Source organism: Elizabethkingia argenteiflava (genome assembly GCF_009904105.1).
Taxonomy (GTDB): domain Bacteria; phylum Bacteroidota; class Bacteroidia; order Flavobacteriales; family Weeksellaceae; genus Elizabethkingia; species Elizabethkingia argenteiflava.
In genome coordinates this window covers 1-16,122 of sequence record NZ_JAAABJ010000249.1, presented here as the reverse complement: position 1 = coordinate 16,122, position 16,122 = coordinate 1, and the positions used below count along the sequence as shown (strand labels likewise).

The following is a 16,122-nucleotide window of genomic DNA, read 5'->3' as shown; positions in this document are numbered from 1 at the left end:
ATCGAATTCTTTCAAAATACTGGAAATCTGATTCGCACTGAATTGTTTCTTTTTCATAATATATAATCCTAAATTTAAACTTTTTGTCTAAATTATAGTCGTACTATTTATGGGGGAGTTTACAACACATCAAATAAATCATTTTTCAATCAAATAAATATTTTTTTTCTTTTCTAATGCCTAAATACACAACAGGTATCAATTTAAAAATATCTATAAAATATTTCACATAATATGTAATTTATTTCCCTTTTAATTTATATACAGGTAACAAAATTTTTATATTTTTGAAATATTAAATTTCAAAAATATTATGCTGCCTTTTTCAATAGAACAGACTATACCTTGAAGCCCATTGACTGAGACGAATCATAGGATTGGAGTATAAGATAGAATCCGTTCAAAAATGTTATAAGCCTATACCTAAGCCTTAAGAGAAAAAAAATTATTTATACAAGGGCTATTTTAGTAAATATTATTAGATTTTCTATATAAATAGAAAAAAATATAAATACTGAAATAGATTTCATCTGAAAACATCTTACATATAAAATTATTTAATATCATTTTTTTATAATATGGAAAAAGAAAACTTAAACAAAATTGGGGACATATTCTATGTAATATGCAGAATAGGAATAGGTCTATTCTTTTTAATCACGGGGGTAAACAAAATGTTTAACCCTATACTTCAGGAATATATGCTCAATACCATTACAAATCTTGGATTTTCAAACCCCGAATTTATAGCCCACTTTGTAGCCTTTAATGAAGCTTTCTGGGGCCTGCTATTGTTATTGGGGCTCTTTACAAGATTTAGCTCTTTGCTATTGGTTGTGATTATATTTTCTGCTGTGATATTAAAAGATATACATTCTATTCCTACAGAGCTCGTTCCTCTTAATCCAAAATCGGAAACTCAACCTATAAATGTATTTACATGGCTTAGCTACTTTTTCTTCCTACCCCAGGTATTGATCATTATGTTATTGGGACAATTTACATTCTATGGATACAAATTGTTCGGGCTAGATAGTGCTATCCAAAAACGAGATTTATAAATAAAGAAGACTTAATAGAGCTTAAAAATAATATTTATTCTTAAAAAAAGTGTAAAAAAAGTCTTGAGTTAAACTTTGACTCAAGACTTTTTTAAACATACCTTTAGAAGAGTTTAGACATGACCTTTAGAAATATACACTATTTTTTTAGTATCAAAAAAATCTTCTTCAAAATAGTTTTTAAGATTAAAAACCTCTGCCCTAATTCCTGCAAGTTCCTCTGCTAAATCCCCCCCCTTAAGGTAGAGAACACCATTGTGCTTGGTATTAAAATTTTCTTTTTCAAATTTCCCTTTTAGCCAAGTTAGAAAAACAGGCATCTGCGTCACAGCTCGACTGACCACAAAATGAAATTTTTCTTTCACTTGCTCTGCACGTGCGTGATAAGTGGTAATATTTTTCAGATCAAGCGCTTCTGCAACAGCATTTACCACACTAATCTTTTTTCCTATACTATCCACCAGTGTAAAATGCGCTTGTGGAAATAAAATGGCTAAAGGAACACCTGGAAAACCTCCACCCGTACCTATATCTAATATTTTAGTCCCTTCAGCAAAAGCCATTACTTTAGCAATTCCTAAAGAGTGTAGAATATGTTTTTCATAGAGAGATGCGGTATCTTTTCTAGAGATCACATTTATCTTATGGTTCCATTCGGCATATACACCCTCCAGCTTTTTAAATTGCTCTTTCTGGACATCTGATATATCGGGAAAATATTTTAGAATAATATCTGCTGACATATTTTATTTTTAAAGTGCAAAAATAACGATAATTCGCCAGAAAATTTATGATAATACTTTACCTTTGCTTGCTATAAAATTATAAGAATTATGGACAAATATTCAGATCGATTAAATAGATTAAGCTATTCTCAGACTTTTGTAATGTCCAATAAAGTGAGGGAAATGCGGGCTGAAGGGATTGACGTAATAGGATTAACCTTAGGTGAACCTGACTTTGATATTCCCCAAAATATCAAACAGGCCGCCTTTGATGCTATCAATCAAAATCATAGCCACTATTCCCCAGTGCCTGGTTTTTTGGATCTTCGAGAAGCTATTTGTAGGAAACTAAAAATAGATAACCACTTAGATTATAAGCCGAATCAGATTATCGTATCCAATGGCGCAAAACAATCTATTAGTAATATACTCTTTGCAATTATTAATGAGGGAGATGAAGTGATCTTACCCACACCTTATTGGGTGAGCTACCACGAGATGGTAAAGATGGTGGGAGGAAAAAGCGTTTTTATTAAAACCTCTATCGATACTGAATTTAAAATGACCGTGGAACAACTAGAAGCGGCCATTACACCTAAAACCAAAGCCCTGCTCTATAGCTCCCCTTGTAATCCTTCCGGAAGTTATTATACCCGAGAAGAACTGGAAGCCATCGCTAACCTGATTGCCAAACACCCTCATATAACAGTGATTTCAGATGAGATTTACGAATACCTGAATTATGAAGGAGAACATACGAGTATTGCAGAATTTCCACAAATCTATGAACAAACAGCTGTAATTAATGGAATGTCAAAAGCCTATGCTATGACAGGCTGGAGAATTGGTTATTGCGCAGCGCCAACATGGCTGGCTTCGGCATGTGACAAAATACAAGGTCAAATAACTTCGGGAGCCAATACTATGGCTCAAAAAGCATCTATTGTAGGACTAGATGCCGGAAAAAAGCATTATCAATCCATGATTGATTCCTTTCAGAAAAGGAGAGATTTAATCTATGATTTAATGAAAGAAATAATTGGTTTTAAGCTTAATAAGCCTAAAAGCGCTTTTTATATTTTCCCAGATATCTCCTATTATATAGGCAAGATACTCAAAGGCAAAGAAATTAAAAATTCCGATGACTTTGCTATGTTTTTACTGGACGAAGCCAGGGTAGCATGTGTAGGAGGTGTCTCTTTTGGGGACCCAAATTGCATTCGCTTCTCTTACGCTTCTTCAGAGAACGATATTATAGAAGCTGTTAAAAGAATCCAAAGTGCATTGGCCAACCTTTAAATAAAATGAATCGAAATTATAACTGGGTTCTTATGCGCATAAGAACCCAGTTATAAAAAAAGCTTCACCTAGGTGAAGCTTTTTTTATAGAGAATTAACCTATTATATTAATTGAATTCGCAAGACTTCATCCACTTTTTCAACTTTTATAACATTATTCTTAGTTAAATTTTTAATTGATTTATCCCATTTTTTGCCCGAAAGCATACTTTTTTCTTTGACCTCAGACAATAGCGAAGAATCTTCACTATCGAGAAGCTCTACAATAGTCTTTTCATCTTCGGTCAGTTGCAGCTTAGGAGCTGTTTTTTCAGGACGCATCTGCGGAAAGAACAATACCTCCTGAATGGATTCGTTATTGGTAAGAAACATGATTAACCGATCCATACCGATTCCTAAACCTGAAGTTGGAGGCATACCGTATTCCAATGCGCGTAAAAAATCCTGATCGACAAACATGGCTTCATCATCTCCTTTTTCAGAAAGTTTGAATTGCTCCTCAAAACGCTCTCTTTGGTCAATAGGATCATTCAGCTCGGAATAAGCATTAGCAATCTCTTTGCCGCAAACCATTAACTCAAAACGCTCGGTTAGCCCTTCTTTGCTCCTGTGTTTTTTTGTCAACGGAGACATCTCTATAGGATAATCAGTGATAAACGTGGGCTGAATAAATTTTCCTTCACATTTCTCACCAAAAATTTTATCAATAAGTTTTCCTTTACCCATACTCTCGTCTACTTCTATGTCAATAGATTGAGCAAAATTACGCAGTTCTTCTTCTGTTTTTCCAGTAATATCATATCCGGTAAACTGCTGAATAGCATCCGTCATTGAAATTCTTGGGTAAGGCGCTTTAAAATCTATTTCATGCGCTCCAAATTTAGCTTTAGAAGAACCGTTTACCGCAATAGCACAATGTTCTAAAAGCTGTTCGGTAAAATTCATCATCCAGTTATAGTCCTTATAGGCCACATAAATTTCCATAACTGTAAATTCAGGGTTATGAGTTCTGTCCATCCCTTCGTTACGGAAATTTTTAGAAAACTCATACACTCCATCAAAGCCTCCGACTATTAATCTTTTAAGATACAATTCATTAGCAATACGCAGATATAAAGGGATATCCAAAGCATTATGATGCGTAATAAAAGGACGCGCTGCAGCGCCTCCCGGAATAGACTGCAATACCGGCGTTTCTACTTCAAAGTAACCTCTATCATTAAAGAAGTTACGCATAGCACTAAACAATTTTGTTTTCTTTATAAAGATGTCTTTAATATGAGGATTCACCGCTAAATCCACATAGCGCATACGATAACGAAGTTCCGGATCTACAAAAGCATCATGCATTTTACCATCTTCATCAGTTTTAACTACGGGTAACGGACGCAATGTTTTGGCTAATAGACTTAATTGATTAACATGGACTGATATTTCACCAACCTGTGTTTTGAATAAATGTCCTTCAATACCAATAAAATCACCTATATCCAAAAGCTTTTTAAAGAGTATATTATACTCCACTGCCTCTTCAGAACTTGAAATATCATCCCGTGAAACATAAATCTGAATTCTTCCCTCACTATCCTGAAGTTCTGCAAAGGAAGCTTTACCCATAATACGCACACTCATTAAGCGACCTGCCAACTTTACTTTCTTACCCTCTACATAGTTTTGCTTGATATCCTGCGTACTTGAATTTATCTCAAATTCCGCTGCTGGATAAGGCTCTATACCCATCTGTCTCAATTGCTGCAGTTTTTCTCTGCGGATGATTTCTTGCTCTGTAAGTTGTTGCATAATAGGTTTTAATTTAACGAAGTGCAAAATTAAGGATTATTTTAAAAAAAAGTAATATTCTGTTTTATTTTTTGCGTAGTCCTAAATCAAATATATGCCCGTCACTTTTATTCACAGCCTATAGTTAGATAAAATTATAATATGTTTACCCTAGCCTATGTTCAAAAATAGACTTTATTTTCTCTTACTCAGAAAAGTTAGGCTTTCTCAATAGTAGAATTTAGAGTAAGCTATAGAATTGGCTTCGCCTGATTTAATCTCTATTTATCTTCTTCAAACGGCAAAAGAGATGCCGTCTCCTCTACGCCCTCATAATCCTCATCTCCCATTAAAAACCCCCAAGGCATAAGGCTTTCCACTCTGTCGAAAATAATTTTTGCAATGCCCATAATTGGAATAGTAAGGAGCATACCCATGCCTCCCCATGCGCTCTGTCCAATGATAAGACCTATGACCACGACCAGTGAATTCAGCTTTACCTGAGAACCTACGATTTTCGGCATAATAATATTACCATCAATAGCATGTACAATCACCAGGCCTAGCAATATCCATATCACATTGGCAGCTGAGGAAGTAGCAATAGTCACCAAAACGCCTATAATTGTAGCCGTTAATATTCCCAAATAAGGCAGCACATTAAGAATACCCGTGAGAACACCCAATAAAAGATTATATTTAATGCCTACTATCGCATAGACAATAAAGGAAAGAATACTCACCAAAACCATCTGAATGATAAGCCCTATCAAGTATTTCTTTACCATATTCTGAATACTTTTCACCACTTCTATAACCGCTCCTTTATGTTTTTTATCAAAACTCATAATGATAAAACCTACCAGATGCCTGCGGTATATTAAGATAAATAAAGTGAATAGAAAGGTAAAGCCTATCAGCATCAAAATATAGGTAATCGACTTGAGCGCTTTTTCAATAATCAATGTACCTGTACTTAATGATTTCGTGGCTGCCTCGCTTAAATAATTAAGCTGCTTATGTTTTTGAATACCAAAAGTTTTTGCTACCCACTCCTGAATATCATGAAAAGCAGCAGAGAGCTGTTTCTGTAATACCAAGCTATTATCTGAAAAATTAGGTACCTGTGTCCCTATAAGATATAAAATAAAAGCCAGTAATAACAGTCCCAATGTACTGACTAAAATGGCAGTTAACGATCTATTAAATCCTAACCTCCGCTCTACAGAGTCACACACTGGTACTAATAAAATAGCAAATAACAACCCCATAATCATGGGGATAATTAAATCTTGTCCTAAAATAGACAAATAACCCAGTATCATAATACTAATAAGTACGGATGCCAATTTTAGATAAAATGGCCAAGTTAGCAAATTCTTCATTTACAAGATAAATTGAATGCCTTAAAGGTAAACAACTTTCACTAAAGTAAAACTATTTACCCAATACAAAAATAGCCGGAATTTTATGAAGATTGAGCTCTGTTTTTCTCCATTCGCGAATAGATTGTGTTTTAATAAACTCCTTATCCGGATGGTTAATATTGGCTGCTACAGAGAGTAGTGTTTTTTCATTGAGGGTTTTAATAAGATCCTCTAGTAACTGATTATTTCTATAGGGTGTTTCCATAAAAATCTGAGAATATCCTGTCTTTTGCATACTAGATTCTAGATGTAAAAGTTGTTTTCTCTTTTCGGATTTATCTATAGGCAAATATCCGTGAAAAGTAAATCGTTGCCCGTTAAAACCACTCGAAATTAAAGCTAAAATAATAGAACTCGGCCCATTCATAGGGACTACTTTAATTTGGTTTCTGTGAGCCCAAGCCACCATAATATTTCCCGGATCGGCGATACAGGGCAATCCCGCTTCCGATAGCAATCCGAAATCCTGACCTTTTTTCATCAGTACTTGAGCTTCTTTTAAATCACAAGTTTCAGAATATTTATCCAACACATAGAATTTTAGCTGAGATTGCTTTTTCTCGGGTGCAAAAAATTTAATTACTTTTCGCGCTGTTTTCTCATTTTCTACAAAAAAATAATCGGTCCCCATTATCACCTCGGCGATACTGGGAGCAAAATCTTTTAGGGGAGTCTCTTCTGAAAGATAGGCAGGAATAAGAAATAACATTATAAAATTTCGTTAGCAATTAAATTACAAGCTTTATCCAAGAGTTGATAAACCTTCTCAAAGTCCTCTAAATTCCCCCAATAAGGATCGGGGACCTCTAACTTGTCTTTATCATTGAGGACTTCAAGAATCAATGAAATTTTATGATGCTGAGAGGCATCTTTGTCCATCGCCTTCACCGCCTTGAGATTTTTAAAATCCATACAATAAATTCTGTCAAACTCCTCTAAATCGCTTGATTGGATCGGTCGAGAACACTGTTTAGAAATGTCAATACCATGCATAGCGGCTATTTTTATGGAACGAGGATCTGGATGTTCTCCTTGGTGCATTGCAATAATACCCGCACTGTCTACTGTAATATAAGAGGGGAGTTTAGCTCTCAGAAGTCCCTCTGCTAAAGGAGATCTACAAATATTGCCCAAACAAACCATTAAAATTTTCATATTCCGTGCAATCGATAAGTTCTCTAAATCCGCTTTAAATAAAATCTATAAAAAGGCTATTCAAATATTTTATCCTTAATTTCTTTGATAAATTTTTTCATCTCCTTATCTACTTTAGCTACATCGCGAATGGTATCGCAAGCATACATCACCGTAGAATGGTCTTTTCCTCCCATCTCCTGGCCGATTTTGGTAAAAGTAGCATTGGTATATTCTTTAGCAAAATACATCGCCAACTGACGAGGCATAGCGATTTCTCTCTTTCTTGTCTTGGATAGCAATTGCTCCTTATGAATACCAAAATATTTACAAACCACATCCTGAATATAGGAAATGTTAATGGTTTTCTTTTTATTCGCTGCAATTTTACTAATCGTCTCTTTTAAAAGCTCAATCGTCAAATCGGATTTATTAATCATAGAATGAGCGATTACAGAGTTGATAATCCCAATTAATTCCCTCACGTTAGAGTTAACCTCTGAAGCCAAATATTCAATAAGTTCTCCTTCTAATACGATGCCATCGCGATGCAACTTATTCACGATAATTCTGCGCCGGGTTTCATAGTCAGGAGATTTAATTTCTGCTGATAAGCCCCATTTAAAACGAGAGACAATTCTTTCCTGAATATCCTGAATGTCTGCAGGCGCTTTATCAGAAGTTAAAATAATCTGCTTGCCATTTTGATGCAGATGATCGAATATATGGAAGAACATATCTTGGGTCGCAATTTTACTGGATAAAAATTGTACATCATCAATAATCCATACATCTATCATCTGATAGAAGTTTGCAAAATCAGCCTTATTTTGTGCTTTAGCGGCAGAAACAAATTGCTGAATAAACTTCTCTGAAGAAACGTATAAAACTACCTTCTCAGGGTGAACATTTTTAACTTCCAAACCAATAGCATGTGCAATATGGGTCTTACCTACCCCTACTCCTCCATAAATAAATAAGGGATTAAAAGAGGTGGAACCAGGTCTCTTGGCAATAGTCTTGGCAATCGTAGAAACAAATTTATTGCTCTCTCCCTCTATAAAATTATCAAAAGTCAGGTTAGGATTAAGCTGACTGTCGATATTTACCTTCCTAATACCTGGTACTACAAAGGGATTTACAATATTCTGAGCAAACATAGGATTTCTGACTTCCTGAGGACGCGGTGTTTGTATAGATTGCCCCTTCATCTGTATGGTCTCCGGTGGAATGGCCCCTGCGGGTTTATTCTCCATTACTGAATACCATAGTTTCACTCCTCTTCCGATATTTTTCTTCAAGGCTGCGGAAAGCAGAGACAAATAATTATCTTCTATATATTCACGATAAAAATCACTAGGTACTTGCAGGGTCAAATTTTTATTAACTAAAGAAACAGGTGTAACTTTGGAAAAGAGTAAATCGAAGGAATCATCCAGTTTATTAGGTCCCTCTTTTTCCTCAATAGAGTTAAGATTGTCCCTCATAAAGCTAAGGCAGTTTTCCCAAACCAAAGTAATGTTCTGCTCCATAAAAAGTTAGAAATTTTTCCGTCGTAAAATAATAGTATGACAAAGATGAAAATTAATATTTTTAAAAAAAAACATTTGGCTCTTGGTTATTTAAAAATATATTTGTACGTATAAATAACATCCCAAAATGATTAAGGCAACTCATTCATTACGAGTAAGATACGCAGAGACTGACCCCATGAAATATGTCTACTACGGCAACTATGCTACCTATTTAGAAGTGGCACGTGTAGAGCTATTAAGACATATAGGAATCTCGTATGATGAAATTGAAAAAAGAGGAATTTGGTTGCCTGTATCAGAATATAAAATCAAGTATATTAAGCCTGCTTTTTATGATGAAGAATTAAAAATTGAAGTTAGCATAAAACAGCGCCCTGGAGTAAGAATTGTTTTCGATTACGAAATTTATAACGAGGCCCAAGAAAAAATAACTCAAGCCTCCACAGTTCTTTTCTTTTTAGATTCTCAAAAAAAGAAAATTATCCATTGTCCGGATTGGATAATGGAATATATGAAGGTTTATTTCCCTTAAATAAACTTGCCAACCTTTCAAAACTTTAATTCACTTCCAGCTTCTAACTCATAGGGTTCACCATTTTTTACAAAAACACGCGTCAATTGGGATCCTTCTGTAGTGATACGATCGCCTACACGACGAATCCAGTTTCCTTCGCGTAGCCCCACAACAGGAATATTATTCTGAGTTAAGAACTCTAAAATACGGGTTTCCCGTGTTTCACCATTATGCTTAAGATCTGGCTGAGGATCCAAGTAATGGGGGTTAATATTAAAAGGCACCAATCCCATACACTCAAAGCTGGAAGGGTACACAATAGGCATATCATTGCTGGTTTTCATATTAACACCTCCGATATTAGAACCTGCGCTGGCACCCAAATAAGGTTTACCTTTTTTTATATTTTCCTTTAAAAGATGTATTAAACCGCGTTCATGTAATGTTTTAACTAAAAGAAAGGTATTGCCACCCCCTGTAAAATAGGCATCTCCCCGATCTAAAGCCTCCTCGGGTCGATCAAACTCATGAAGTCCTTTAACCCCAATATTGAGACCCGAAAAAAAAACTTGCACCTTCAGGGTATACTCATCATGAGAAATCCCCCCAGGTCGGGCAAAGGGTATAAATATAATCTCCTGTATTCCCTTAAAAAGCTCTTCTATATTCTCTCTAAGATATCCCAGATATTGCCCCCCAAATAAAGTAGATGTAGATGCTAAAAGTAAATTCATACGCCTAATTGTATATAAACCGAGCAAAAATAAGATTTTAATATAAGAATTAAAGACTCCCTCTTTATTATTTTTCTGGAATGAGAAAGCAAATTGTATATTTGTGAAAGTTTATAAACCTAAAATATAGAATGAAATTTTTTATTGACACAGCCAACTTGGAACAGATTAGAGAAGCCCAAGATTTAGGTATTCTCGATGGAGTCACCACCAATCCTTCTTTAATGGCTAAAGAAGGCGTTAGTGGTAAACAAGCAATTCAACAACATTATAAAACCATTTGTGATATTGTAGACGGTGATATATCGGCAGAGGTACTTTCTACTACTTATGAGGAGATGATTAAGGAGGGAGAAGAATTAGCAGCGCTGCATTCTAACATTGTGGTTAAAATCCCTATGATTAAGGATGGCGTTAAAGCCTTAAAATACTTTTCAGATCGAGGCATTAAAACAAATTGCACACTCATTTTTTCAGCAGGTCAAGCCCTGTTAGCCGCTAAAGCTGGAGCTACTTACGTCTCTCCTTTTTTAGGGCGCTTAGATGATATTTCCACCGATGGACTAAACCTGATTGATGAAATCCGAAGTATCTATGACAATTATTTATACGAAACAGAGATCTTAGCAGCTTCCATCCGAAACCCTATGCACATTATTAACTGTGCAAAAATAGGGGCAGATGTTATTACCTCACCTCTATCCTCCATTCTTAGCTTGTTAAAACATCCCCTCACGGATCTGGGATTGGCGCAGTTTGTTGCCGATGCTAAAAAAATGGGATAAAAAATTAAATAAGAATTCCGATTTTCGAAGAGGAATTCTTATTTACACCTCTCATTATAAACTTTTTTTATGGAGATTCTACAAAAAATATCTATACACAATCCTAAGTCTCTAACATAGGAAATTCCCTTCTAAAAACTAGCTCTATCTACTATTTATTTTTTATTTTTACATCCCTTTATTTATAAAAATGAAAAAAGAACTCAATATTCATTTTGAGGTTTATAAAAATAAATCTGCCCTCACTAAAATTGAAAAAAAACTGCTGAAAGCAGCATCTGAATCTCGAAAAAAAGCCTATGCTCCCTACTCAGAATTCTTAGTCGGATGTGCTATTCTCTTAGAAAACGGAGAAATTATAAGGGGTAACAATCAAGAGAATGCAGCCTATCCATCGGGGCTATGCGCTGAGCGTACAGCTTTATTCTGGCTATCGGCGAACTACCCGAATGTCAAAATTAAGAAAATTTTCATCATAGGGGGCCCTCTACACCATACTGCTGATCAAAAAGCTGTTCCCATCCCACCATGTGGTTCCTGCAGGCAATCCATTATGGAATACGAAAGCAAACAGCTCTCACCTATAGAAATTTATTTTGCCTCTACACAAGGGAAAACCTGTAAATGTGGTAGCATAAGAGATCTTTTACCCTTTTCATTCGATAAAAATCACCTCTAAACTCTTAATGAAATTTTAAAAACACGACAAGATAGGTCCGGCTGACGTCTAAAAAAACAATGAACTGATATCTCTATAATTCCAGCTTATGCTGGGGGGATCTATCTTGTTTATATTTACCTGATTTTTATCGTTTAGGTGGAAGAGCTTGGTGTTCCATTTTCTTATCTACTTTCACCTTTTTAATTGCCAAATTAAGCTCATTTCCAAAGAGAATAATCAGAATATTAATATTCAGCCAAATCATCACCAATATAAAAGATCCTATAGAACCATATATAATATTATATTGAGTAAATTCCTTTACATAAAAAGCAAAAACATAAGTAATCCCCCCAAACAATAAAGTACTCAATACTGCCCCTGGCATAGCATCTTTAAATTTGGTGATTTTAATACAGCCTACCCAGTAAAACAGAGATAATAAACTGCAATAGAACAAAGGAAAGGAAATAAAACCGATAATCCTGCTAAGATTATTTACCAACCACGAAATACTATCTACAGGATTAAAAAGTTTCATTACCACTTCTACATAATAGATCCCCAGAAGGGATAAAAAAGTAATGCTAACAAAAGCAAGCGTGATTAATAACGCAATACCATAATTTTTAAAAAAAGAATGCTTGGTATCGGTATTCAGGTTAAATCCCATAATAAGCGTGTGGGTACCATTCGTTCCAAATACAAGTGCCAACACAATGGTGAGTGTATTATTAATCCTTTTCAGATTGGGAATAAAGATGTCCTGAAGGTAGTCGGTAACATATAGTCTAATCTCAGTCGGTAAGATATTGGCCAACAAGACATCGAAAATATAAAACTGAAGCTTATCGTAATGCGGTAAATAAGGAAGGGTAGAAAGTAGAAACAATAAGAAAGGAAACAGACTGATAAAGAAAGCCCAGGAAATAGCCGAGGCCTGCCTAATTAATGGATTTTTTAATATTCTCTCTCCATAGACTTCAAACATTCTTAACAGCGATATACCGAGCTTCTGCAGGTGTATACCATCCAGAAAATCACAAAGTCGACTTACAAATTGTGGCGTTTTCAAAGACATTCATCTATATTTGCAGAAGCAAAGATAGTAAAATGCGTATAAGTCTCATATGTATGGGCAAAACCGATGATGTCGAAATAAAAAAGCTCATCACTTATTACACACATCGCCTGCCCAAACATTTCAATTTCGAATTGGTGGAAATTTCCGACGTTAAAAATGCAAAAAATCTAAGCCCCTCACAGCTAAAAAAAGAGGAGGCCAAATTATTTCTACATCATCTGGAAACTACAGATACCCTCGTCCTATTGGATGAAAAAGGAAAACAATTTTCCTCTCGGGAGTTTTCCTCGAAAATAGATCATTGGATGAATATATCTACCAAAAGGCTTGTATTTTTGGTAGGGGGTGCTTATGGTTTTTCGGAGGATATCTACCAACGGGCACAGGAAAAAATATCATTATCCAAAATGACCTTTACCCATCAAATGATCAGGCTCTTTTTCATAGAGCAAATTTATCGCGCTTCCACCATACTATCAGGAAAGCCTTACCACAATGATTAAGTGCTCCTCTATCAGAAAACACATTTTTTTCATTTACGGTCAACTCCCTATCAATGGATCCTATCTAAAACAAAGCAGTTTAAATCGGGAGTGGTATTTGAATGTCAATATCCTTATCAGCTATTATTTATTATTAGCATAACACAGAGGTAGTTGTTCAGAAAAATCGGAGTTGCAACCTGATAAAAACAAATATGGCTGAAACGACAAAACATTATGTATATTGAGGGTGCGCGGTGCTGTATATACTCATTATCTTTAATAGAAGGATTGTTCTACCTGCTTCCTGATGTACGATAGATTAAGATGACGAATCACAGGAATTGATTAAACTGGTGAAGAAAGCCCAAAAACGAAGATAACAGAAGACAATAAAAAGTGGACAGAAAGATAGCTCTGTCCACTTTTTTAAATATTTGCCTGCTTATTTAAAATTCAATCACAAAATCCGCTTTTGGGGAACGGACTTTTTTCATGGGCGCTATCCAGTCATTAGCTGGATCTGCAATACCTACATACATCAAAGAAACGCTTCTCAATCCTTGTTCTCTAAGGTTTAAAACCTCATCTACAACTGCATTATCAAAACCTTCTACTGGAGTGGTATCAACTTTTAATTCTGCTGCCTGAGCCAAAGCCAATCCCAAAGCGATATAAGTCTGGCGTGCGGTATGAGCAAAGTTGAGTTCTGCCGGCTGGTCGAGATAGATATTTTTCAATTTATCGGTATAGCTCCCAAATCTGCCTCTCGGTAATCCTCTTTCGTCCGTTGTAAAGTCGTATACTTTATCAATTCTTTCGGCTGTATATCTATCCCATGCGGCAAAGATGATCACATGAGAAGCATCACGCATACATTCCGGATTTAAAGCTCCGGCAGTCAGCTTTTCTTTTATCTGCTGATCTTTGATAACAATTACTTTGAACGGTTGTAATCCTGAAGAAGAAGGCGCCAGCCTTGCCGCTTCTACAATTTTGTCTATATTTTCTTGACTTACTTTTTCGTTAGGTTTATACGCTTTTACAGCGTGTCTCCATTTTAAATCTTCGATTAATGCCATTTTATATTATTGTCTTTATTTTAATGATTGGATGCTATTAATTCGACCTCTATATTTCCGCGAGTAGCGTTAGAATAAGGGCATACCTGATGTGCTTTTTCAATCAATGATTTAGCTTCCTCCAATGTTACATTTGGGATATTGGCGTGTAATTTAACCCCTAAACCAAAGCCTCCGTTTTCAATTTGCCCGATACCAACTGTGGCAGTAATAGATGTTTCACCGGCCGGTACTTTTTCTTTCTTAATAACCAGATTTAAGGCACTGTCAAAACAGGCTGCATATCCTGCGGCAAACAACATTTCAGGATTCGCATAATCATCGTTCGCTCCACCTAAGGATTTAGGCATCCTGACGTCAAGGTTTAAAACTCCGTTTTCACTTGCTACATGACCGTTTCTACCTCCGGTTGCTTTTGCCGATATGGTGTACAATGTTTTCATTTTTGTTTGTTTAAAATTTTTGTAATGATATTCTTTAATGCATTCAGATCTTCCTCAGATATATTCATAGATTCCATTAATTGCCGTGGAATATCCTCTGCTTTTTTTCTAAGTAAAGCTCCTTTTTGGGTCACTGAAAGATAAACCACGCGTTCGTCAGTTGAACTTCTTGAACGGATAATCATCTCTTTTTGCTCCATTCTTTTGAGTAACGGAGTCAGTGTACCGGTGTCCAGAAAAAGCTTTTCTCCCAATTGCCCCACAGTTTGTTCTGTTTCTTCCCACAAGATCAACAATACCAAATATTGGGGATAGGTAAGTTGTAGCTCTTCCAGTAAGGGACGGTAATGGTTTACCATTTCCTTTGCAAAAGCATAAATGGGAAAGCATAACTGATTCTTCAATTTTAAATGATCTTCCATAAATATTGTTTCAAATCCACTGTAAAGATACAAAATTATATTTTATACAATATAATTTTGTAAAATATATTTTCTCTCCACATTTTTAAAAGTATTCGACAAATAATTATTATGAATGCTATCTACTTACAGGCTCTAAATTCACTCCTCCATATTTTAATGATTAAAAGAAAAAATACAAAGAGAAGACGATTTAAGAGGTTAAACCAATATTGTGCCTGTCATAGGTGTTGTTGCAGCATGATTTCACTGATGCATTTTTACGGGTTCTTTTATGCTTTATTTTTAGAACGTGACTAACATTAAAAATCATAACTCAAATTCGATGAACGGTCCTCCCTTTATATCATCATTTATTAAAAACCTCGGGATAAGTACAAAGCACAACTTCAATTTCATATGATGCATTTTATTAAATAACGCTACTTTACAGACTTTTTATATTGCCAGAATGCAGTGCTAATTACCGCACGCCAGGTTTATTTCAGCTCATTTTTTAATCGTTTCTGCTTGTATTTAATTTATTTAAAACGCTCTTTTTTTAAGGTGAAGTGCCTGAGTAAATCATGCCACATTCAAACTTTAATTTTCATCTATTTTTCTAAGCAACTCAAATCCTTCAAGGGTTTCTGAAATAGGAAAAGAGGCGTATTCGCGAGATTCCGGAATTAAATTATTTTTCAGATATGTAAAGAAATTATCGATTGAAAACATATACACTTTATCCTCAACAGGTCTTTCTTCTTTTTTCTCATATAACGCTATTAGAATTATGCTATTGCCCGAATATTTCTGCATTTCGCGTAATCTTATGGCTTCTTTAATATTAATTGTAATAGCCCCGACTTAATCTGACAGTTAAGTGTTAAAATAATTATCAGTTATTCAATATTATCCTTACTTCCAAAAGTAAGGATTTTTTGTTCCACTGCAAGAGTTTCCAATAATTTCTCTT

The 16,122-nt window shown here is 35.1% G+C and carries 18 protein-coding genes; 6 read left to right on the top strand and 12 right to left on the bottom strand.

Going from position 1 to position 16,122, the window contains the following annotated elements:
- Positions 1–578 precede the first annotated feature (578 nt).
- A complete protein-coding gene (locus GNY06_RS02600) occupies positions 579–1,061 on the top strand; it encodes a DoxX family protein (RefSeq protein ID WP_166518673.1) in 483 nt (160 codons plus the stop codon).
- A gap of 113 nt (positions 1,062–1,174) precedes the next feature.
- Here the strand turns inward: GNY06_RS02600 and rsmG are convergent, their stop codons facing one another.
- Positions 1,175–1,804 carry a 16S rRNA (guanine(527)-N(7))-methyltransferase RsmG gene (gene rsmG, locus GNY06_RS02595; protein WP_166518672.1) on the bottom strand — a complete coding sequence of 210 codons (630 nt, stop codon included), beginning with the start codon at positions 1,802–1,804 and terminating at the stop codon, positions 1,175–1,177.
- A 90-nt stretch (positions 1,805–1,894) separates the two neighbouring features.
- Between rsmG and GNY06_RS02590 the strand changes: the two genes are divergently transcribed.
- Positions 1,895–3,085: a pyridoxal phosphate-dependent aminotransferase gene (locus GNY06_RS02590; protein ID WP_166518671.1), complete on the top strand. Its 1,191-nt coding sequence runs from the start codon at positions 1,895–1,897 to the stop codon at positions 3,083–3,085.
- A 102-nt stretch (positions 3,086–3,187) separates the two neighbouring features.
- Here GNY06_RS02590 and lysS read toward each other — a convergent pair whose 3' ends face one another.
- From lysS to dnaA, 5 genes are all read right to left on the bottom strand, one after another.
- Complete coding sequence (lysS, locus tag GNY06_RS02585; protein ID WP_166518670.1) at positions 3,188–4,885, bottom strand: lysine--tRNA ligase; 1,698 nt, start codon at positions 4,883–4,885, stop codon at positions 3,188–3,190.
- A 260-nt stretch (positions 4,886–5,145) separates the two neighbouring features.
- Positions 5,146–6,249 (bottom strand): AI-2E family transporter, encoded by a 1,104-nt coding sequence (locus GNY06_RS02580; protein WP_166518669.1) that lies wholly within the window; start codon positions 6,247–6,249, stop codon positions 5,146–5,148.
- A 52-nt stretch (positions 6,250–6,301) separates the two neighbouring features.
- Positions 6,302–7,000, bottom strand: coding sequence for an SAM-dependent methyltransferase (locus GNY06_RS02575; RefSeq protein WP_166518668.1), 699 nt, complete (start codon positions 6,998–7,000; stop codon positions 6,302–6,304).
- Positions 7,000–7,446 carry a low molecular weight protein-tyrosine-phosphatase gene (locus tag GNY06_RS02570; RefSeq protein WP_166518667.1) on the bottom strand — a complete coding sequence of 149 codons (447 nt, stop codon included), beginning with the start codon at positions 7,444–7,446 and terminating at the stop codon, positions 7,000–7,002. Before GNY06_RS02570 ends, GNY06_RS02575 begins: the two co-directional genes overlap by 1 nt.
- Positions 7,447–7,502: 56 nt before the next feature.
- Positions 7,503–8,957, bottom strand: coding sequence for a chromosomal replication initiator protein DnaA (dnaA, locus tag GNY06_RS02565; protein WP_166518666.1), 1,455 nt, complete (start codon positions 8,955–8,957; stop codon positions 7,503–7,505).
- 127 nt (positions 8,958–9,084) lie between these two features.
- Between dnaA and GNY06_RS02560 the strand changes: the two genes are divergently transcribed.
- Positions 9,085–9,492: an acyl-CoA thioesterase gene (locus GNY06_RS02560; RefSeq protein ID WP_166518665.1), complete on the top strand. Its 408-nt coding sequence runs from the start codon at positions 9,085–9,087 to the stop codon at positions 9,490–9,492.
- A 17-nt stretch (positions 9,493–9,509) separates the two neighbouring features.
- Here the strand turns inward: GNY06_RS02560 and pepE are convergent, their stop codons facing one another.
- Positions 9,510–10,208 (bottom strand): dipeptidase PepE, encoded by a 699-nt coding sequence (gene pepE / locus GNY06_RS02555; protein ID WP_166518664.1) that lies wholly within the window; start codon positions 10,206–10,208, stop codon positions 9,510–9,512.
- A 131-nt stretch (positions 10,209–10,339) separates the two neighbouring features.
- On the opposite strand from pepE, the gene fsa reads away from it, so the two are divergent.
- Both fsa and cdd read left to right on the top strand, forming a co-directional pair.
- The gene (fsa, locus tag GNY06_RS02550; protein WP_166518663.1) at positions 10,340–10,993 is read left to right on the top strand and encodes a fructose-6-phosphate aldolase; all 654 of its coding nucleotides are present in this window, start codon (positions 10,340–10,342) and stop codon (positions 10,991–10,993) included.
- A 190-nt stretch (positions 10,994–11,183) separates the two neighbouring features.
- Positions 11,184–11,672, top strand: a complete 489-nt coding sequence (cdd, locus tag GNY06_RS02545; RefSeq protein ID WP_166518662.1) for a cytidine deaminase — start codon at positions 11,184–11,186, stop codon at positions 11,670–11,672.
- A gap of 127 nt (positions 11,673–11,799) precedes the next feature.
- Here cdd and GNY06_RS02540 read toward each other — a convergent pair whose 3' ends face one another.
- On the bottom strand, positions 11,800–12,735 hold the full coding sequence (locus tag GNY06_RS02540) for a YihY/virulence factor BrkB family protein (protein WP_166518661.1): 936 nt from the start codon (positions 12,733–12,735) through the stop codon (positions 11,800–11,802).
- Positions 12,736–12,767: 32 nt separating this feature from the next.
- Between GNY06_RS02540 and rlmH the strand changes: the two genes are divergently transcribed.
- On the top strand, positions 12,768–13,241 hold the full coding sequence (rlmH, locus tag GNY06_RS02535) for a 23S rRNA (pseudouridine(1915)-N(3))-methyltransferase RlmH (protein WP_166518660.1): 474 nt from the start codon (positions 12,768–12,770) through the stop codon (positions 13,239–13,241).
- A gap of 428 nt (positions 13,242–13,669) precedes the next feature.
- On the opposite strand, the gene GNY06_RS02530 is transcribed toward rlmH, so the two are convergent.
- The 4 genes from GNY06_RS02530 to GNY06_RS02515 form a co-directional block, all read right to left on the bottom strand.
- A complete protein-coding gene (locus GNY06_RS02530) occupies positions 13,670–14,302 on the bottom strand; it encodes a nitroreductase family protein (protein ID WP_166518659.1) in 633 nt (210 codons plus the stop codon).
- 20 nt (positions 14,303–14,322) lie between these two features.
- A complete protein-coding gene (locus tag GNY06_RS02525; RefSeq protein ID WP_166518658.1) occupies positions 14,323–14,745 on the bottom strand; it encodes an organic hydroperoxide resistance protein in 423 nt (140 codons plus the stop codon).
- Positions 14,742–15,167, bottom strand: a complete 426-nt coding sequence (locus GNY06_RS02520; protein ID WP_166518657.1) for a MarR family winged helix-turn-helix transcriptional regulator — start codon at positions 15,165–15,167, stop codon at positions 14,742–14,744. Before GNY06_RS02520 ends, GNY06_RS02525 begins: the two co-directional genes overlap by 4 nt.
- Positions 15,168–15,749: 582 nt before the next feature.
- Positions 15,750–15,965, bottom strand: a complete 216-nt coding sequence (locus GNY06_RS02515; protein ID WP_166518656.1) for a hypothetical protein — start codon at positions 15,963–15,965, stop codon at positions 15,750–15,752.
- Positions 15,966–16,122: the final 157 nt, after the last annotated feature.